Source organism: Micromonospora sp. NPDC049366, from assembly GCF_044466625.1.
Classification (GTDB): Bacteria; Actinomycetota; Actinomycetes; order Mycobacteriales; family Micromonosporaceae; genus Micromonospora.
Window position 1 is genome coordinate 131,847 of sequence record NZ_JBITMV010000019.1, and the last position, 18,117, is coordinate 149,963.

Genomic DNA, 18,117 nt, shown 5'->3' on the forward strand with positions numbered 1-18,117 from the left:
CCCGCCGTGGCCGCCACCGGACCCTCCGACGCCCTGGGGGCGGCGTCCCCGCCCGGGTCACGGCGCTCCGGCCCCGCCGCCGGAGCGCGCGGCACGGGACCGGGGCCGAGGCCGACCGAGCACCACGCTGGCGGTGACGAGCACGATCATGCCGGCGACGCACCAGATGCCGAGCTTGATCGCCGGCCACCGGCCCGCGTCCGGCGGGAAGTAGATCACCGAGCGGATCAGGTCGGACCCCAGGCCGGGGATGTCCCACAGGTGGATGCCCCGGAAGAAGTCCGGCAGGAACTCGGGCGGATAGATGCCCCCGGAACCGGGGTTTCCCAGCACCACGAGCAGCAGAATGATCAGTGCGGTGCCCAGCCGCGCGAGCCAGCTCTGCACGGCGGCCGCGAAGAGCGCGGCGGCGAAGGCGAGCAGCGCACCGGCGCCGAAGAGGCTCAGCAGGTGCCGGTGCCAGATGTCCAGGCCGGGACCGACAACGAGCACCCCGGCGGCCGAGAGCAGGACGGCGTGCAGGGCGAGCCCGCCGATCCGCATCGCCGCCCGCGCCGGGGTGCGGGGCACGGTGCCCAACGTCAGGCTGAGAGCGATGCCACCGAAGTAGCCGCCGATGACCAGCCCGGTCGCCAGATAGAACGGCACCACACCGCGCGGGTCGTCGGCCACGACCGGCACGGCGTCGGTCACGGCGAGCGGCACCTGGGCGCGTTGCGACGCGACGGTGAGGATGCGCGTGATCACCTCGGTGGCCAGCGGCGCGGCGGCCCCGGCGGTGGTCAGGGTCAGCGTGGGCGTGCCGCTCGGGCCGCTCAGCACCGCGTAGACGTCACGCCGGTTCAGCGCCCGGTCGGCGGCGGCGCGGTCGTCGTAGCCGACCGCCTTGAGCTGCCGGCCCTGCGTCCGGACCGCGGCCAGGAGCTCCTCGGCGGCCCGGTCGCCGCGGACCACGCCGACGGGGACGTCCTTCGGCCGCGGGTCGTGCAGGGCGGCGACGTACGCGGCCATGAACCCGACCCCGATGATCAGCGCCAGGATCAGCGGGGCGACGGCGCTGAGGACCGCGCGGCGCAACGGGATCGCCGCGGGCGGCTCGCGGTGCGGGCGGACGGCGCTCGCGACTTCCCGCTCGGCCTCAGGCCGCTCCGGCTCTGGTACGGCCTGATGCATATGGTCACCATATAGGAGAAAATGTCGGGTTGTCCGACCGACGACCACCGCCGGAGCGGGCGCCACGCCGGACCCGGCCGCCCGACACGAGGCGTGACCGGAAGATCTCCACAGCGGAGCCGAGGGCTGACACGAGCGCCCGGTACCGATAGCGTCCAGGCCCGAACGTCATGATCCGTGCCCGCCGCCCCGCCGGAGGAGACGCCGTTGTTCGAGGAGTTCATGGGCATCCCCGCCCACCCTCTCGTGCTGCACGCCGCCGTCGTGTTCGTGCCGCTCCTGGCGCTGCTGACCGTCGGCTACGCCCTCGTTGCGCCCATCCGCCCGCACACCCGCTGGGTGCTGGGCCTGCTCGCCGTCGGCGCCCCGGTCGCCGCGCTGCTGGCGAAGCTCTCCGGCGACGCCTTCTTCGACCGCCTGCTCTCGGGAAACCGGGTCAGCCCCGAGTACGTGCCGCGACTGGAGGCGCACCAGCAGCTCGGCAATCTCACCCTCTACGCCACGCTCGGCCTGGCGGTCGTGGCGCTGGCGCTGGTCGTCCTGGTCGCTCCCCGCTCCGCCGGGGCGGACGACGACGCCGTCCGCCCCGCCGCGCTGACCGTGCCGCTGCGGGTGCTGTCGATCGTGGCCGCCGGGGTCGCCGTCTACTACGTGGTGCGCACCGGTGACTCGGGAGCGAAGGCCGTCTGGGAAGGCCTCTGACGCGCTGCCCGCCCGCGGCGCCCCTCGGAGCGCCGTGGGCGGGCGTCGTGACCCCGCCCGGGTGGACAGGTCCGTCGGTCTCGGGTCAGATCCGGCCGGCGACCGTCTTCGCCAGGTCGGCCAGCGGCTTGCGGAACGTCGCCGGGTCATCGAGGCGGACCAGCCGGATCGCCACCCACACTCCGCCCTTGTTCACGAAGACCGCCCCGTCCTCGGCGTACGCCTCGTCACCCACTCCGGCGATCGGCGTGAACTCGTGCTTGAGCTCACGATCGATGTCGAGGATCTTCTTCGCGCCGGGCCCGACGTACACCTCCAGCTGGGCGGTCGGCCCGGTGACCGGCCCGGTGTAGCTGCAGCTCTCCGGCGAGGCGACCGCGTCCTCCAGCCGGGTGCCGGCCACCTTCTCGGCCTCCTGCTTCGTCACCAGGGCGCAGGGGTCGACCGTGGGGGCGGCCGACGGCTCCGCCGAGCTGGGCTCGGGCTCCGGTTCCGCGACCGCCGTCGGGCTCGCCGCGATGTTCTGGTCGCCGCCGGACGGGGCGTCGCCGTCGTCCGAGCCGCAGCCGCCGAGCAGCACGACAGCCGCGACGGCCGCGAGCGCGGTGCGGGCCGGGCGGTTCCGGCCGGTTGCGAGGAGTCTCATCCTGGGTCCACTTCCTGTCGTCGGCTCGACGTCACCGCTGGTCGGCGGCACGGGTTCACAGCGGGAGGGCGTCGAGCAGGCCACGCAGCGTCCGCTCGTACCCGTCGGGCGTGGCACCGAGCCGCTGGAAGCTGCTCAGGGTCACGGTGTAGCTGCCGGCGTTGCTGATCACGACGGCCTCGGCCCCGATGTCCTTGATCGCGAGGTACCCCTTGTCGCCCTTGCCGGCGTCCTTCACCTGGCGGTACGTCGAGGTGGCCTGCTGCCGCTGGTAGTCGTAGGTGGCCTCGCCGGCGATCCGGGAGGCGGTGGTGATGGTGAGCAGCGCCACCCCGTTGCCGTCACCGAACGAGCAGTTGCTTTGGTCGACCATGGGCTGCCCCACCAGTTCGGTGATCTTGTCGACGGTGAACGGGCACGGGGGCGCCGGGGTGTCCACGCCGGCACCGGCCAGGTCGCCGTCGCCGTCGCCGTCCGCCTCGACGCCGGGGTTCCCCGCCGGCGGGGCGCCGCCACCGTCGTCGGCCCCGCAGGCGGCGAGCGGGAGAAGCAGGAGCGAGCACACCACGGGTGCGATCAGACGGCGCATTGGTCACGTCCCTTTCAGGTAACGGGAGGTCTGGCTTCGTCGGTCGACTGCTCGGGCGGGTAGATCCACCGGGCGGGGACGAGACGGTCGACGCGCCAGTCCGCATCGCGGGCGGCGGCGGCCACCGTGTCCGCGTCGGCGCCCTCGACCAGCGCGATCACGACGTCGTCGGCGGAGATCCGGACGGCGGCGACCAGTCGGCAGTCCGGGGTGCCGAACGCCGGCGCGGCCGCGTCCGCGTCGGGTGAGCAGTCGTACTGCTCCAGCGCGAAGAGGCGTCCGGTCATGATCTGAGGCTAGGACCGGACGCCGGGCGCGTAATCGGGTGTTTCCCTATGCTCTGACGCCGCCCGGGCGCCCTCCCCCGGCCTCCGCCCGGACCCGGTGATCATTCCAAGCCGACTCTCAGATTCAGCGGTTACTCTGGGTGACTACTTGGCCGCCGATCGGCGGTCAGACCGAGGTGAGGGGTTCGGACGGGTGCAACGACGATCTCGACGCGTTCTGATCGGCGTACTGGCGGCGCTGCTCCTGCTGGGAGGCGGCGCGCTCGTGGCCGTGGGGGCGTACGGCCGGTCGCTCGACGGCAACCTGGCCCGCACGGAAGCGTTCGCGGGCCTGCCGGCGAGCGCGCGCCCGACACAGTCCGTGACCGGTGCGATGAACGTGCTGCTGCTGGGCAGCGACTCGCGTGATCCCGACAAGACCGCGGACTCCCGCACCGACACGATCATGCTGCTGCACCTGGACGCCGACCACCAGAAGGCGGAGGTCATCTCCATCCCCCGCGACACCTGGGTCTACGTGCCGAAGTCGGCCGACGGCCGGCACGGCGACACCATGGCAAAGATCAACTCAGCGTACGCCTGGGGCGGCACCCCGCTGACCGTGCAGACCGTGGAGGGCTTCACCGGGGTCCACGTCGACCACGTGGCGATAGTCGACTTCGCCGGCTTCGCGCAGGTGGTCAACGCCCTCGGCGGCGTGGACCTGAAGATCGAGAAGACGATCACCTCGATCCACCCGCCGTACCGCACCTTCGAGAAGGGCACCCGGCACCTGGACGGCGCGGCGGCGCTGGACTACGTCCGCCAGCGCTACCAGTTCAGCGACGGCGACTTCAGCCGCGAACGTCACCAGCGGGAGTTCCTCCAGGCCCTGCTCGACCGGGCGGCCGGCATCGGCACCCTCTCCAACCCGGTCAAGCTCAACGCCTTCCTCCAGGCGGTGACGAAGTCGGTGACCGTCGACGAGGACTTCGATCTGATCAACGTCGCGCTGGAGCTGCGGGACCTGCGCAGCGACGACCTGACGTTCCTGGGCAGCCCGAGCGCCGGCACCGGCATGAAGAGCGGCCAGAGCGTCGTCCTGCCGGACACCGCCAAGGCGAAGGCGCTCTACCAGGCCGTCGCGGACGACGCCGTCCAGCAGTACCTCACCGACACGGCCACACCCACCCCGACCGGCGGCACCGCCCAGCACTGAGCCGGTCCCGGCCTCACCCGACCAGCCGGTGCTCCCATGCCCAGGCCGCGATCTCGACCCGGTTGCGCGCCCCGAGCTTGGTCTGCACGCTCGCCAGATGGGTCTTCACCGTGCCCACGGCGATGAAGAGCTGGGCGGCGATCTCGGCGTTGGTGAGCCCCCGGGCGGCCAGCCGGACGACGTCCAGCTCGCGCGGGGACAGGCCCGCCTCGTCGCGGGCGGCGGTGGGCGGGCTGAGGTGCTCCAGCAGCCGTACGGTCACCGAGGGACTGATCAGCGCGTCGCCGGAGACCGCCGCCCGGACGGCCTCGACCAGCAGCGCCGGGCCGGAGTCCTTGAGGAGGAAGCCGCAGGCGCCGTTGCGCAGGGCGGTGTGCACGTACTCGTCGAGGTCGAAGGTGGTGACCACGACCACCTTCACCGGGTCGACGACGCCGGGCCCGGCGAGCAGCCGCAGCGCCTCCAGCCCGTCGAGGCGGGGCATCCGGATGTCCAGCAGGGCCACGTCCGGGCGTAGCCGCCGGGCCAGCTCCACCGCGGCGACACCGTCGGCGGCCTCGCCGACGACCTCCATGTCCGGCTGCGCCCCGATGATCATGCCGAAGCCGGTCCGCACCATCGCCTGGTCGTCGGCGACCAGCACGCGGATCACCGGGCCACCGCCCGGTCCAGCGGCAGCGTCGCGTCCAGCACCCAGCCACCGGCCACGCCGGGCCCGGCGGTGATCGTGCCGCCGAGGGCCCGGATCCGCTCGGTGAGGCCGATCAGGCCGAAACCGTGCCCGCGGCCGGGCGCGGTGCGCGACGACGACCCGTCGTCGGCGACGCGGACCAGCAGCCACTGCGGGGTACGCCGAACGAACACGTCCACCGCGCGCGCGTCGGACGCGTGCTGGCGGGCGTTCGTCAGCCCCTCCATCACCACCCGGTACGCCGAGGTCGAGACCTCGATCGGCAGCCCGTCCAGGGAGCCGTCGACGTGCAGCCGGGCCGGCACCCGCGCCACGCCGTTGAACCCCTCCAGCAGCGGCGCCAGGTCGGCGACGCCGGCCAGCGGGGCCAGCGGGGCGTCCGGCGCCGCCTCCGGGTTGCGCAGGATCCCGACCATCCGCCGCATCGAGGACATCGTCTCGGCGCCGGCCCGCTCGATCTGCTCCAGGGCCGTGATCACCCGCTGCGGGTCCTGCTCGGCCACGAACCGGGCACCCTGCGCCTGCACCACGATGCCGGTGACGTGGTGGGCGATGAAGTCGTGCAGGTCCCGGGCGAACTCGGCGCGCTGCTCGGCCCGCACCAGGGCCACGGCACGCTCCCGGCCGGCGGCCATCGTCCGCAGATAGAGGCCGGCGCCGGCGGCGCCGGCCGCGCCGAGGGCCTGGATCAGCGCGAAGATCACGTACGTGTTCTCGGTGCCGGCGCGCAGCGGTAGCCCGGCGACGGCCAGCCCGGCGACCAGCGCCGCCACCGCGGCCGTCCGGGGCGCTCCCCGACGAACCACCACGAAGACCACGGCCAACAGCCCGGCCGACTCGGCCAGCCCCCAACTCCCGCCCACCAGGTACGAGCCGTGGGCGTGCGCGGCGGCCAGCAGCAGGGTGACGATGAGTGAGACGCCGCCGACGACGAGCGCCGCCAGCGGCAACCGCCGGGAGCCCTGGCGGTAGAGCGGCAGCCAGACCACCACGGTCGCCACGGCCAGCCCCATCCGGGCCAGGGTGAGCAGGACCGCCGGAGAGCTCATCCCGTCGAAGTTGCCGAACCGCAGGTCGAAGAGGCCCAGCAGGCCGACCACCGCCAGGCCGGCGAGCTGGCCCAGGCGGACCCACCAATGTCGAAGCCCCGGCGCATTCATCGTGACCCAGGGTAGCGACCTCGGTGGCGGTGGCAGATCAGCCGAAAGACAGACCCGGCGGCGCCGAACCCGCTCCCCGGGCCGATGCGGCAGCCGCCCACCCCCGGCGAGGCTTCCCTGAGTCAGAGGATCATTCGCTGGAGGTTCGATGAGTATCCACGCCCCCGCCCCGCCGGACGTGAGCCAGGCCGCCGTCGCCGCGGTCGACCTGGTCAAGGTGTACGGCACCGGCGACACCGCCGTACGGGCCCTGGACGGGGTGACGGTCGGCTTCGAGCGGGCCCGGTTCACCGCGATCATGGGGCCGTCCGGGTCGGGCAAGTCGACCCTGATGCACTGCCTCGCCGGGTTGGACACCGCCACCTCCGGGCGGGTGCTGCTCGGGGGCGCGGAGCTGACCGGACGCTCGGACCGGACGCTGACCCGGGTCCGCCGGGAGCGGGTCGGGTTCGTCTTCCAGTCGTTCAACCTGCTGCCGCAGCTGACCGCCGCGCAGAACATCACCCTCCCCCTCGACCTGGCCGGCCGCACCCCCGACCGGGAGCTGCTCGCCCACCTGGTGGGTGTGCTGGGGCTCGCCGACCGGCTGGGCCACCGCCCGAGCGAGCTCTCCGGCGGCCAGCAGCAGCGGGTCGCGCTGGCCCGCGCGCTGGTGTCCCGCCCCGAGGTCGTCTTCGCCGACGAGCCGACCGGCAACCTCGACTCGCACTCCGGCGCGGAGGTGCTGACCTTCCTGCGGGACTCGGTGCGCGACCTCGGCCAGACCATCGTCATGGTCACCCACGACCCGGTCGCCGCCGCGTACGCGGACCGGGCGGTGCTGCTCGCCGACGGCCGGATCGCCGGCGACATCGACGGGCCGGACCGGGCTTCGGTCACCGAGGCACTGCACGCCCTGGCGGCCCGGGCATGAGGACGCCGGTGCTGCGTACACAGCTCAGCGCGGCGGCCCGCCGCCCCGGCCGGCTGCTGCTGACCGGCCTGGCGATCCTGGTCGCCGCCTTCGTCGTCTTCGGCACCGTGCTCGCCCAGCAGATCACCGAGCGGACCGCGCGGGACAATCTCAGCGGAACCCCCGCCGCCACGGACCTCGTGGTCGGGGGTGAGTCGCAGGGGCCGGCACCCGCCGTGGCGACGCTGGCCCGGGTCCGCGCCGTGCCGGGGGTCGCCGAGGCGGCGGCCCGGCTGGAGGTCGGCTTGGGCGTCAACGGGTCGTTCGTCAACCTCGAGGCCGACCCGGGGCGCGGCCCGCTGTCCACGATCCGGCTCAAGGAGGGCAGCTACCCGGACGCCCCCGGCGAGATGGCGGTCACCCCGCGCACCGCGCAGCGGCTGGGCCTCACGGTCGGCTCCGTGGTCACCGCCACCGACGTCCGGACCACACCGGTGCGGATCACCGTCACCGGCCTGGTGGGCACCGCCGAGGACGGTGGCTTCAACGCGTACGCCCCGGAGAACGTGGTGATCGGGCTGGGCGGGGCCACCGAGGTGCGCCGGATCGACCTGCGCGCCGCGCCCGGCGAGTCGGTGGAGACGCTCCGGCAGCGGGTGGCGGCGGTGCTGCCCACCGACGTCGCGCTGCGCCCGGGCGCGGAGGTGCGCCAGCTGGAGGCCGACGCGGCGGCCAGTCAGGTCAGCGCGCTCTTCGCCCTGGTCGGCATGTTCGTCGCGATCGCGGTCGTCGCCGCGGCGCTGGTCGTCACCTCGACGTTCCGGATCGTGTTCGCCCAGCGGATGCGGCAGCTCGCGCTGCTGCGGGCGGTCGGCGCCCACCGGGGCGCGCTGGTGCGGGCCCTCACCGCCGAGGGCGCTCTCACGGGCCTCGTGGCCGGCGCGGTGGGTGTGGCCGGCGCGCTGGCCGTCGGGCACGCCGTACCGCCGATCCTGCGCGCCGCCGGCCGGGCGGTGTCCTCCCCCGGGGTGCCCGTCGGGGCGGCGGTCGCGGTGGTCCTCGGCGCCGTCGCGGTCACCGTCCTCGCGGTGCTGGCCCCGGCGTTCACCGCCTCCCGGGTCGCCCCGCTCGAGGCGCTGCGGTCGGCGAGCACGACCGCCGGCCGGCGGGGCATCGGCGGGCTGCGGCTGGTGGGTGGGCTGCTGCTCGCCGGCGGGGCGGTGCTGGTCGCCGCCCTGACGATCGCCCGGCTGCCGAAACCGCAGCAGGAGGATTACTCGGCGACGCCGGTGCTGCTGCTGCTCGTCGTGTCCGGCGCCCTGGCGTTCTTCGCGCTGGTGGCGCTCGGGCCGCTGCTGGTGCGCCCGGTGCTGGCCCTGGTGGGCTGGCCGCTGCGCCAGCTCGGGCCGGTCGGGCGGCTGGCGGTCGGCGGGGTCGGCGGCACCCCGCGTCGCGCGTCCGCCGTCTCCGTGGTGGTGGCGCTCGGCGTGACCCTGATCGCCGGCGTGGCGGTCGGTGGGGCCTCGCTGCGCACGCTGATGGACCGCGAACTGGCGCTGTCGGCGCCCGCCGACATCGAGGTCACCACCGCACCGGGCGCCACGCTGCCCGATCAGGTGGTGACGCGCGCCCGGGCCGCCGAGGGCGCGCTGGCCCGGGTGGTGCCGTACCGGCGGGTCGACGGGTTGACCCTCCGCCGGGGCGCCGAGCGGTTGGGAAACCCCGAGTCCGCCTACACCGGGACCGACCTGGACGTGGCGGCACTGCCGACCACGGACCAGCTCGACGTGGCGCAGGGCCGGCTCGCCGACCTCGGGCCCGGCCGGATCGTGCTCGGTGACTGGGTGGCCCGGGACACCGGCCTGCGGGTCGGCGACCAGGTCTCCCTCGCGGTCGACGCCCGCACCACCGACGTACGCGTCGTGGCGGTGCTGCCCGACACCGGTCCCCTGCACGCGGGGGTGCTCGCCGACCGCACCGACCTCGACCGGCTCGGCGTCGCCGCCGGGTGGTCCGGGCTGCTGGCCGACGCGGCCCGCCCCGGCGAGGACGGCCGCACCGCGGCGGTGCAGGCGCTGCGACAGGCGATCGGCGGCGCCGACGGGGTCGGTCTGGCCGTCCTCGCCGACTCCCGCGACCGCGACGGCGAGGTGCTCGCCAGCATCGTCTGGATCGCGGTCGGCCTGGTCAGCCTCACCGTGATCATCGCGGTCGTCGGGGTCGGCTCCACCACCGCGCTGTCGGTTGTGGAGCGGGTGGGCGAGTCGGGGCTGTTGCGCGCGGTCGGCCTGTCCCGGGGCGCCCTGCGCACCATGCTGACCGCCGAGTCCGGCCTGTACGGGCTGATCGGCGCCACGATCGGGCTGCTGCTCGGCGTGCCGTACGCCTGGCTGGCGGTGCGGGCGTTGGGGATCCACGCGCCGCTGACGCTGCCGGTGCTGCCGCTGGTCGGGCTCTTCGTGGCGCTGATCGCGCTGACCGCGCTGGCCGGGGTGCTGCCGGCTCGGCGCGCCTCGCGGATCAGCCCGGTGGCCGCCCTCGGGGTCGACGGCTGAACCGGCGCCTGGCCCGGCGCCCCGCGTGGGGCGCCGGGCCGGTGTCGCATCGGTCTCAGGCGGTGGCCCGGAAGTCGACCGCCTTGGTCTCGACGGTGCCGGCCGTGCGCCCCGGCGCCGTCTGGTGGGTCCAGTAGAGGTTGGTGTGCGCGACCACCTGGGCCGGCGGCGGCGCGCCCCAGGCCGACAGGTCCTCGGTGGTGTGGGCGTCGCTGACCAGGATGGCGTCGTAGCCCCGGGCCAGCGCGCCGTGCAGCGTCGAGCGGACACACGCGTCGGTCTGCGCGCCGACGACGACGAGCCGCCCGACGCCGCGCTCCGCCAGCACCGACTCCAGCGTGGTGTCCTCGAAGGAGTCGCCGTAGTGCTTCTCCACCAGCGGCTCGGCCCCGTCGGGGTGGAGCTCCGGGACGATCCGCCACGCGTCGCTGCCCCGGGCGAGCCGCTCGTCGGAGTGCTGCACCCAGACCACGGGGACGTGCTCCTGGCGAGCCTTCCCGACCAGGCCGCCGATGTTGGCGACGACCTCGTCGCGCTCGTGCGCCCCCTCGACGACGCCGGTCTGCACGTCGATGACGAGCAGGGCTGTGTGCGGACGGTTCTCGAGTGTGGTCATGGACTCTCCCCCGGTCGACGTCGGATCTGCGGACACCGTAGGCCCGCCCCCCCGACAGGATCGCGCGGACCGACCGGCGAGCGCGATCCCGTCAGGCGGTGTCGGCGCGACCGATCCGCCAGTAGCCCATGAACGCCACCGCCCGCCGGTCCAGGCCCCGCTCCCCGACCAGGTGCCGACGCAGGGTCCGGATGACGCCCGCCTCGCCCGCCAGCCACGCGTACAGCGGGACCGCCGGCACCTCCTGGGACACCTCCCAGAGCACCTCCACGTCGACGTCCACGTCCGGGACCGGCTCGGCGGCGCCCGCCCCGGCGCCCAGCAGGTCGCCGGCCGCCTCCGCGACGGCGGCGACGAGCCGACTGCCGTGCTCGCCCGCGTCGCGGGCCAGCCAGGTCACGGGCATGCCGGACGGCGCCGCCAGCGGCAGCGCGTCGGCGGCCTCGGGCACCTCGATCAGCACCCGACCCCGTGCGTGGGAGGGCAGACGCTCCAGGATCGCGGCGATCGCGGGCACCGCGGTCTCGTCACCGACCAGCAGCAGCTGACCGTCCGCCGGCGGGTGGAACTCGACCCCGCCGTGGACACCCGGGTAGCCGGCGTCCGGACCGACGATGACGATCTCGTCGCCCGGTCGGGCACGGCGCGCCCACCGGGTCGCCGGGCCGCTGTCGCCGTGCAGGACCAGGTCGACGTCCACCTCCGCCAGGTGCGGCCGTGCGGCCCGGACCGTGTAGGTGCGGATCGGGTGGCGGCGCTCGTCGGGCAGGGCGCGCCAGGCGGCGTACCAGTCCGGGCCGTCGGGCAGCCGCACACCGCGCTCGCCGGGCAGCGGCAGGGCCAGCTTGATCCGCTGGTCGTAGCCGTTGTCGGCGAACCGGTCGAGGTCGGGCCCGGTGAAGGTGACCCGGACGAACGACGGGCTGAGCCGGCGTACCGCCCGCACCTCGGCGGTGAACAGGCGCCAGGGGGCGACGGGCAGGGTCTGGGTCATGGTGCCTCTCTCGGTCTGGCGGTGGTCTACCGGGCCGTGGTCGCACGCCGATCATGGCGATGAGGTTAGGCTAACCTAAGGACGCGATCATGTGTCAAGCCGGGCCACGAAGCACCCGTCAGTGCACGACGGAGACGTCGCGGCACCGCCGAGGCGCGTCGCCCCGGAACTCACCCGGGACGCCAACGTTCACTGTGGATGAACACGCGGAACGCATGATCTCGCCAACTCGCCTTCCGGACCCACCCCTGGTTCGAGGCGGACCACCCGGGGTAGCACAGAGATCAGGAAGATCAAGGCGACGAACCGTGGGGAGAAATCGCGATGAGCAACGCACCCGGAACGCCGACCGCGTCCATCGGTCTTCGGAAGGCCGCCCACGTGGGAATCTCGGTGGGCGACCTCGACCGGTCGGTGGCCTTCTACCGGGCGCTGCTGGGCACCGAGCCGGTGGTGCGGGACGAGACGATGCACGGCCCCGGCTTCGCGCAGTCACAGGGGCTGCCGGTGACGAAGCTCCGGTACGCCACCTTCAACCTCGACGATCTCGGGATCGACCTGATCCAGTTCCTCGATCCGGCCGGCGAACCGGCGCAGGGTGCGGCCAACCGGCCCGGCACCATGCACCTATGCTTCCTGGTCGACGACGTGTACGCCGTCCACGGGCGGATGCGCGACGCCGGCTTCGACTTCCTCGGCGAGCCCTACACCTTCGCCGAGGGTGAGGTGAACCCGGCCGACGCGCTCGGCACCCAGGTCGCGTACTTCAACGACCCCGACGGCACGAACCTGGAGATCATCGCGCCCCGGGGTGGGTTCGCCCGCCCGCAGTGAGCCGCAGCGTGACGGTGCCGAGGTGGCGGCCGACGGTAGCCACCCCGACGTCGCGCCCGGCCACCGTCACGGTCCGGTGACCTCGCTGTGGGGTCGCGGCCGGCCCGGCTGGGTCGGCAGCCGGGTGATCGGCGGCAGGACCAGGGCGACCAGGGCCACCACCGCGATGACGGTGAACGGCAGGGTGTAGCTGTTGCCGCTCGCCTCGTAGAGCACGGCGGTGACCAGGGGGCCGACCACTCCGCCGATGCTCCAGGCCACGATCATCGCGCCGTAGACGGCACCCGCGTTGGGCGTGCCGAAGTAGTCGGCGGCAGTGGCCGGCATGGTGCCGAAGCCGCCGCCGTACGCCAGGTAGACCAGCGCGGCGAGCACCGCGAACACCGCGAACGCCGTGGCGTGCGGCAGGATGAAGAAGCAGATCGCCTGGAGCACCAGCATCCCGAGGAACGCCGGCATGCGGCCGACGCGGTCGGACAGCCAGGCCCACGCCACCCGCCCGGCGCCGTTGAAGAGGCCGAGGATGCCGACCAGCGTGGCCGCGCTCGCCGCGCTCACCCCGGTGATCGCCTCGGCGGCGTCGGACGCTTGGGAGATGAGTGCGATGCCGCAGGCGACGTTGAGGGTGAGGATGGCGGTCAGCAGATACCACTGGCGGGTCCGCAGGGCCTCGCCGAGGGTGTAGACGCGGGTGCCGGCCACGGCACGGCCACCGACCGCGGGCGTGAACCCGGGGACCTGGTAGCCGCTCGGTGGGTTGCGGAAGAACGACGCCCCGAGCAGGACCGCGATCAGGTACGCGATGCCCAGCGGCAGGAACACGCTGGTCTTGTCGCTGGTGCCGTTGAGCAGCGCCTTCGCGACGGGCGCGACGATGACCGCACCGAAGCCGAACCCGGCGACCGCGATGCCGGTGATGAGGCCCCGGCGGTCCGGGAACCACTTGGCCAGCATCGCGATGGGCGTGATGTAGACGGCGCCGAGGCCGATGCCGCCGAGCACCCCGTACGTGAGCACGAGCAGCCAGAGCTGGTCCGCCGACGAGGTGAGCGACGCCAGGATGTTGCCGACGCCGTAGAGCACTCCGCCGCCCAGCGCCACCGGCCGTGGACCGCGCCGGTCCTGGATGCGCCCGCCGATCAGGCTGCCGATGAAGATGGTGCCGATCGCCACCTCGAACGGCAGCACGGCCTCGGTCTTGCTCCAGCCGAACTGCTGCTGCAGCGGCTTGTTGAACACGCTCCACGCGTACACGGCGCCGAGTGCGAGTTGGACGAGCACCGCGGCGCCGACCAGGCCCCAACGGCCGCGGGTCGGCGCGGACGCGGGTGTGGAGTGGGCCATGAGCTGAACCCCTTCGTCGCTCAGGCGGCGGACGGCGCCGGATGCGCGCCGCCGTGCGGACGGCAGCCGGTCGACGGGACCGGCTGTCGGGTCGCCCATGGAGCTCGGGGTATCGCGTGCGAAACGTGAACAAGTCTGACAGTAGGGGAACCGTCGGCCACCCCGCAGCACGATGCCGACAGCGACACCCGCCCCGCGGCGTGACCTGGTTCGCCGTCCGGCGCGCCCCGATGATCTTGATGGGGTGGGTGTGGCATCGTGGCGGGGATGGAGCCGCAGGGAGAAGCCGAGGCACGCCTGCCCGAGCCGGTCCACGTCGGCGTGCGGGTGCTGCGCGAGTACCGGCCCACCGTGGCCCGGATCAGGGCGCTGCTGCGCAGCATGGCGACCTCGTTCGCGGTGCTCACCACCACCCTGTGGCTACTGCCGGGGGTCACCGCCAGCGGCCTGGTGGCGATGCTGTGGCTGGTCGCCCTGGTCACCGGCGTCGGCGCGGTGCTGCGCCCCCTGCTGCTCGCGCTGGCCACCGTGCTGGGCGGGCTCAGCGCGCTGGCCATCGGCGTGGTCGTGCAGGCCGTGGTCATGTACGTGGCCCTGCGGCTGGACCCGGAGGCGCACGTCGCCGGATTCGCCGTCGCGTTCGTCGCGGCGTGGCTGGCCGTCGCCCTCGCCGCGATCGTGAACTGGTTGGCCGACGCCGGCACGGACGACACCTTCGTGTCCGAGCTGCTGCGGCTGATGACCCGGGTGCGGCGGGCCCCGCACGGCCGGCGGGGCCGGTTCTGGCGGCGCCGGAGCCGGCGTGGTGCCCCTGCCGAGCCGTCCGAGCCACCCGAGGGGCTGCTCGTCGTCCAACTCGACGGCGTGGCCGCGCCCCTGGTGCAGTGGGCGGTACGGGCCGGCAACCTGCCCACCGTCGGTCGGTGGCTGCGTTCCCGCAGCCACCGGATGACCCGCTGGCACACCGGGCTGCCGGCCACCACCCCGGCCGCCCAGGCGGGTCTGCTGCACGGCGACGCCTCCCGCGTGCCGGCCTACCGGTGGTACGAGAAGGCGACGGTGGGCGCCGACGGCACGCCCGTCGGCGGCCGGCTGATCGTCACCAGCCGCCCCCGCGACGCCGCCGAGATCGAGCGACGCCTCTCCACCGGACGGGGGCTGCTGCGCGACGGTGGCGTCAGCATCAGCACCGCCTTCTCCGGCGACGCGCCCACCAGCCTGTTGACGGTGAGCCGGGCGGCCCTTCCCGGCCGGTCCAACCCCGGATACGCGGCGTTCATGACCAGCCCGTACGGCTTCGCCCGCGCCGTCACCATCGGCGCCGGTCAGGTGTTGCGCGAGCTGCACCAGGCGCGGCGGCAGCGGATGCGCGGCGTCCAACCCCGGGGTGGCCGGGGCGGCTCCTATCTGGCGCTGCGCCCCCTGGCCAGCATGCTGAACGACCTCAATGTGTCGCTGATCGCCGAGCAGATGGCCCGCGGCGCACCGGTGATCTTCTGCGACTTCGTCGACTACGACGAGGTGGCCCACCACGCCGGCCCGGCCCGGCCGGAGGCGATGGCCGCCCTCGAAGCGCTCGACCACACGCTCGGCATCCTCGAACGGCTGGCGGCCCAGGCGGCGCGCCGCTACCACCTCGTCGTGCTCAGCGACCACGGGCAGAGTCAGGGGGCCACGTTCCGCCAGCGCTACGGCGAGTCGCTCGCCCAGGTAGTCGCCCGGCTCGCCGCGCCCGCGCGGATTCCGTCCCCCCGCGACGCCGAAGCGGACGCCGCTGCCGCCCCGGTCGACGCCGAGGCCGCCGGCGGCGTCGAACAGTGGGGCCGGGTCAATCTGCTGCTCACCGAGGTGGCGGGCCGGGGCGGCGTGACCGCGGCGGCGACCCGCGCGGCCGTCCGCGCCCGCTCGGACGGGCCCGAGATCGCCCTCGGGCCGGCCGACCGGGAGGCGGAGGCGGCCAGTCACAGCGACCCGGAGACCGTGGTCGTGGCGTCCGGCAACCTGGCGATGATCTACCTGCCCCGGCACCCCGGGCGGCTCACCCGGGAGCGGATCGACGCCGCCGCTCCCGGCCTCGTCGACGGCCTGACCGCCCACCCGGGCATCGGGGTGGTCGTGGTCGACACCTCCGCCGGGCCGGTGGCCCTCGGGCGCGACGGCCGGCACCGGCTGCGGGACGGGCACGTCGACGGCGACGACCCGCTCGCCGCGTACGGGCCGCGTGCCCGGTGGGACCTGCTGCGCCACCAGGAGATGGACCACGTCGGGGACCTGGTGGTGATCAGCGCCGTCGACCCCAGTCTGGACGAGGTGGCCGCCTTCGAGGAGCTCGTCGGCTGCCACGGCGGCCTGGGCGGTTGGCAGACCGACGCGCTGCTCATCCACCCCGCCGACTGGCCGCAGGACGACGTGCTGGTGGGTCCGGAGGCCGTACACGATCAGTTGCTGGCGTGGCTGCGTCGACTCGGGCTGCGCCGGCCCGACCAGGACGGCGGCCCGGGCGACGACGGCGGCACCGCGCCGGACGGGCCGGGCCGGGCCGGGCGGCCGGACCCGACGCCCGACGACCTCGGCGCGGACGGCCCGGCCGGGGGACCGGACCACCGGTCCGTGCGCCCGCCGCTGCCGGTCATGGCGTCGCGGGCGGACGAACCGGCGCGGCCCGCCGCCGGTGCACCCAGCTGACCAGCTGACTCACCAGCAGGACGAGCAGGATCGCGGCGGCGACGCTCTGCCACGGCTGCGGAAAGACGGCACGGCCGACGACGCCGATCGCGGCGTAGAGGGCCGACCAGGCGACGGTGGCCGGCGCGTTGGCGACGGCGAAGCGCCGCCGGGTCAGCCCGGTCACCGCCGCCGCGAGCAGCACCGGCACCCGGCCACCCGGGATCAGCCGGGACACCAGCAGCATCGACACCCGACCCTCGCGCACCCGCGCCGACACCCGGTCGAGCCGCTGCGGCTCGCGCAACCACCGCAGCCGGCGGGCGATGCGCTCACCACCCCAGCCGAGCACCAGGTAGGTCGCCAGGTCCCCCACGTACGCGCCGACGGCCCCGGCCAGCACGACCAGCGCCACGGTCAGCGGCTGCTGGTGCGCGGCGAGCGCGGCCGCGCCGCTGACCGCCGCGCCGGTCGGCACCACCGGGACGACCGCGCCGAACATCACCACCAGCGCCAGCCAGCCCAGCGCGCCCAGGGTCGCCGTCATGAGCGGCGCACCGTCAGCGACCCGCCCGGGTCGAGCACGTGCACCCGGGTGCCCGGGGCGACGGTGGCCGCGTGGTGGGCGAACGCGTCGCCGGGAGGCAGGAAGAGGCCGGGACGGAATCGTTCGCAGCCGACCGGCCAGAAGGTGCCGAAGTGGATCGGGACGGCGTGGGCCGCCGCCGCGCGCCGCACCGCCTCGGCCGCGTCGGCCGGGTCGAGGTGGCCCGCGCCCAGCGTCGGACCCCAGCCGCCGACCGGGACCAGCGCGAGGTCGACCGGCCCCAACTTGGCCATCTCCTCGAAGAGTCCCGTGTCGCCGGCGAACCAGGTGCTGGCCCGGCCGTTGATCAGGTAACCCACGGCGGGCGCGCGGTGGCGGGACCAGGGGCCCCGGCCTGGATCGTGGGCGGCGGGCACGGCGGTGACGGTGAGCTGCCCGATCGTGGTCCGCTCCCCCACGGCCAACTCGACGCAGGGAACGGCGGCACCCAGCGCGCGGCGGACGAGGCGTCCCGCACCGGCCGGTACGACCAGCGGGGTGTGCGCGGGCAGCAGGCGCAGCGAGGCGAAGTCGAGGTGGTCGGCGTGCAGATGGGACACGAGCACGGCGTCCGGGGCGTCGGGCAGCCGCGGCACCGGCCCGCGACGGCGACGCAGGTGGGCGAGCCGGTCCCGCAGCAGCGGGTCGGTCAGCAGCCGGGTGCCCGAATCCTCGATCCAGACCGTGCTGTGGCCGTACCAGGTCAGCTCGACCACACCGCCACCCGCACCGCGTCCGTCACACCTGCCACCGTATCGGGCCGACCCGGGGACGCCCACCGGGGCCGCCGCGCCGCGCGGACCGGTCGGCCCGCGCGGCGGCGGACGGTCCGGTCGCCGCGCGGGCGGGCGTCGCCGTGACGAGGACCATTACCACGGACCACGACACGCCCGCACAGCATCTGGTGTTGCCAACTCGACCCGGCGCCCATATATGGTGTCACCCGCAGCTGGTTCGGCCGCCGGTCCACGGTGGTCGAGGCAAGAGGGAACCCGGTGAAATTCCGGGACTGCCCCGCAGCGGTGAGTGGGAACGACCGCCGTCAACGAAGCACTGGGCCGCGAGGCCTGGGAAGCGACGGCCAGTAGGCGACCGTGTGTCACGCCCGCGAGTCCGAAGACCTGCCAGCGCGCCGCACGCGTCGCGTGCGGCGGTCGGAGGCCGCGCGGGACGGCCGACGCCGTGA

17 protein-coding genes and 1 riboswitch are annotated in these 18,117 nt (G+C 74.6%); of the genes, 6 read left to right on the forward strand and 11 right to left on the reverse strand.

The features are described from left to right. Positions 1–57: 57 nt before the first annotated feature. Positions 58–1,173 (reverse strand): hypothetical protein, encoded by a 1,116-nt coding sequence (locus tag ACIBTV_RS25195; protein ID WP_396708694.1) that lies wholly within the window; start codon positions 1,171–1,173, stop codon positions 58–60. A gap of 177 nt (positions 1,174–1,350) precedes the next feature. On the opposite strand from ACIBTV_RS25195, the gene ACIBTV_RS25200 reads away from it, so the two are divergent. Further along, positions 1,351–1,875, forward strand: coding sequence for a DUF2231 domain-containing protein (locus ACIBTV_RS25200; RefSeq protein WP_396708696.1), 525 nt, complete (start codon positions 1,351–1,353; stop codon positions 1,873–1,875). A gap of 85 nt (positions 1,876–1,960) precedes the next feature. Here ACIBTV_RS25200 and ACIBTV_RS25205 read toward each other — a convergent pair whose 3' ends face one another. The 3 genes from ACIBTV_RS25205 to ACIBTV_RS25215 are packed head-to-tail and all read right to left on the reverse strand — an operon-like array spanning position 1,961 to position 3,397. Continuing rightward, positions 1,961–2,521, reverse strand: a complete 561-nt coding sequence (locus ACIBTV_RS25205; protein WP_396708698.1) for a DUF3558 family protein — start codon at positions 2,519–2,521, stop codon at positions 1,961–1,963. Positions 2,522–2,576: 55 nt separating this feature from the next. After that, positions 2,577–3,110, reverse strand: coding sequence for a hypothetical protein (locus ACIBTV_RS25210; RefSeq protein WP_396708700.1), 534 nt, complete (start codon positions 3,108–3,110; stop codon positions 2,577–2,579). Positions 3,111–3,124: 14 nt separating this feature from the next. Continuing rightward, entirely contained in the window at positions 3,125–3,397 is a 273-nt protein-coding gene (locus ACIBTV_RS25215; protein ID WP_396708702.1) for a hypothetical protein, read from the reverse strand. 193 nt (positions 3,398–3,590) lie between these two features. Between ACIBTV_RS25215 and ACIBTV_RS25220 the strand changes: the two genes are divergently transcribed. Beyond that, positions 3,591–4,595, forward strand: a complete 1,005-nt coding sequence (locus ACIBTV_RS25220) for an LCP family protein (RefSeq protein ID WP_396708704.1) — start codon at positions 3,591–3,593, stop codon at positions 4,593–4,595. Between the two features lie 13 nt (positions 4,596–4,608). Here the strand turns inward: ACIBTV_RS25220 and ACIBTV_RS25225 are convergent, their stop codons facing one another. Beyond that, on the reverse strand, positions 4,609–5,247 hold the full coding sequence (locus ACIBTV_RS25225; RefSeq protein WP_396708706.1) for a response regulator: 639 nt from the start codon (positions 5,245–5,247) through the stop codon (positions 4,609–4,611). Then, positions 5,244–6,446, reverse strand: coding sequence for a sensor histidine kinase (locus ACIBTV_RS25230; RefSeq protein ID WP_396708708.1), 1,203 nt, complete (start codon positions 6,444–6,446; stop codon positions 5,244–5,246). Before ACIBTV_RS25230 ends, ACIBTV_RS25225 begins: the two co-directional genes overlap by 4 nt. Positions 6,447–6,594: 148 nt before the next feature. Between ACIBTV_RS25230 and ACIBTV_RS25235 the strand changes: the two genes are divergently transcribed. Further along, complete coding sequence (locus tag ACIBTV_RS25235) at positions 6,595–7,359, forward strand: ABC transporter ATP-binding protein (RefSeq protein WP_396708710.1); 765 nt, start codon at positions 6,595–6,597, stop codon at positions 7,357–7,359. An 8-nt stretch (positions 7,360–7,367) separates the two neighbouring features. Further along, positions 7,368–9,893 (forward strand): FtsX-like permease family protein, encoded by a 2,526-nt coding sequence (locus tag ACIBTV_RS25240; RefSeq protein ID WP_396708712.1) that lies wholly within the window; start codon positions 7,368–7,370, stop codon positions 9,891–9,893. A 55-nt stretch (positions 9,894–9,948) separates the two neighbouring features. On the opposite strand, the gene ACIBTV_RS25245 is transcribed toward ACIBTV_RS25240, so the two are convergent. Beyond that, complete coding sequence (locus ACIBTV_RS25245) at positions 9,949–10,509, reverse strand: isochorismatase family protein (RefSeq protein ID WP_396708714.1); 561 nt, start codon at positions 10,507–10,509, stop codon at positions 9,949–9,951. Between the two features lie 91 nt (positions 10,510–10,600). Further along, the gene (locus ACIBTV_RS25250) at positions 10,601–11,503 is read right to left on the reverse strand and encodes a siderophore-interacting protein (RefSeq protein ID WP_396708716.1); all 903 of its coding nucleotides are present in this window, start codon (positions 11,501–11,503) and stop codon (positions 10,601–10,603) included. A 324-nt stretch (positions 11,504–11,827) separates the two neighbouring features. Here ACIBTV_RS25250 and ACIBTV_RS25255 point away from each other — a divergent pair, with 324 nt between their 5' ends. After that, positions 11,828–12,337 carry a VOC family protein gene (locus tag ACIBTV_RS25255; RefSeq protein ID WP_396708718.1) on the forward strand — a complete coding sequence of 170 codons (510 nt, stop codon included), beginning with the start codon at positions 11,828–11,830 and terminating at the stop codon, positions 12,335–12,337. A 66-nt stretch (positions 12,338–12,403) separates the two neighbouring features. Here ACIBTV_RS25255 and ACIBTV_RS25260 read toward each other — a convergent pair whose 3' ends face one another. Next, complete coding sequence (locus ACIBTV_RS25260; RefSeq protein WP_396708720.1) at positions 12,404–13,681, reverse strand: OFA family MFS transporter; 1,278 nt, start codon at positions 13,679–13,681, stop codon at positions 12,404–12,406. Between the two features lie 267 nt (positions 13,682–13,948). On the opposite strand from ACIBTV_RS25260, the gene ACIBTV_RS25265 reads away from it, so the two are divergent. Further along, positions 13,949–16,366, forward strand: coding sequence for an alkaline phosphatase family protein (locus ACIBTV_RS25265; RefSeq protein ID WP_396708722.1), 2,418 nt, complete (start codon positions 13,949–13,951; stop codon positions 16,364–16,366). On the opposite strand, the gene ACIBTV_RS25270 is transcribed toward ACIBTV_RS25265, so the two are convergent. Next, positions 16,311–16,892, reverse strand: coding sequence for a DedA family protein (locus ACIBTV_RS25270; protein WP_396708724.1), 582 nt, complete (start codon positions 16,890–16,892; stop codon positions 16,311–16,313). The two genes, ACIBTV_RS25265 and ACIBTV_RS25270, sit on opposite strands and share 56 nt — an antisense overlap. Further along, positions 16,889–17,647, reverse strand: coding sequence for an MBL fold metallo-hydrolase (locus tag ACIBTV_RS25275; RefSeq protein WP_396708726.1), 759 nt, complete (start codon positions 17,645–17,647; stop codon positions 16,889–16,891). The genes ACIBTV_RS25270 and ACIBTV_RS25275 overlap by 4 nt, the downstream gene beginning before the upstream one ends. Before the next feature lie 217 nt (positions 17,648–17,864). Beyond that, positions 17,865–18,075, forward strand: a riboswitch (cobalamin riboswitch). The last annotated feature ends 42 nt before the right edge of the window (positions 18,076–18,117 follow it).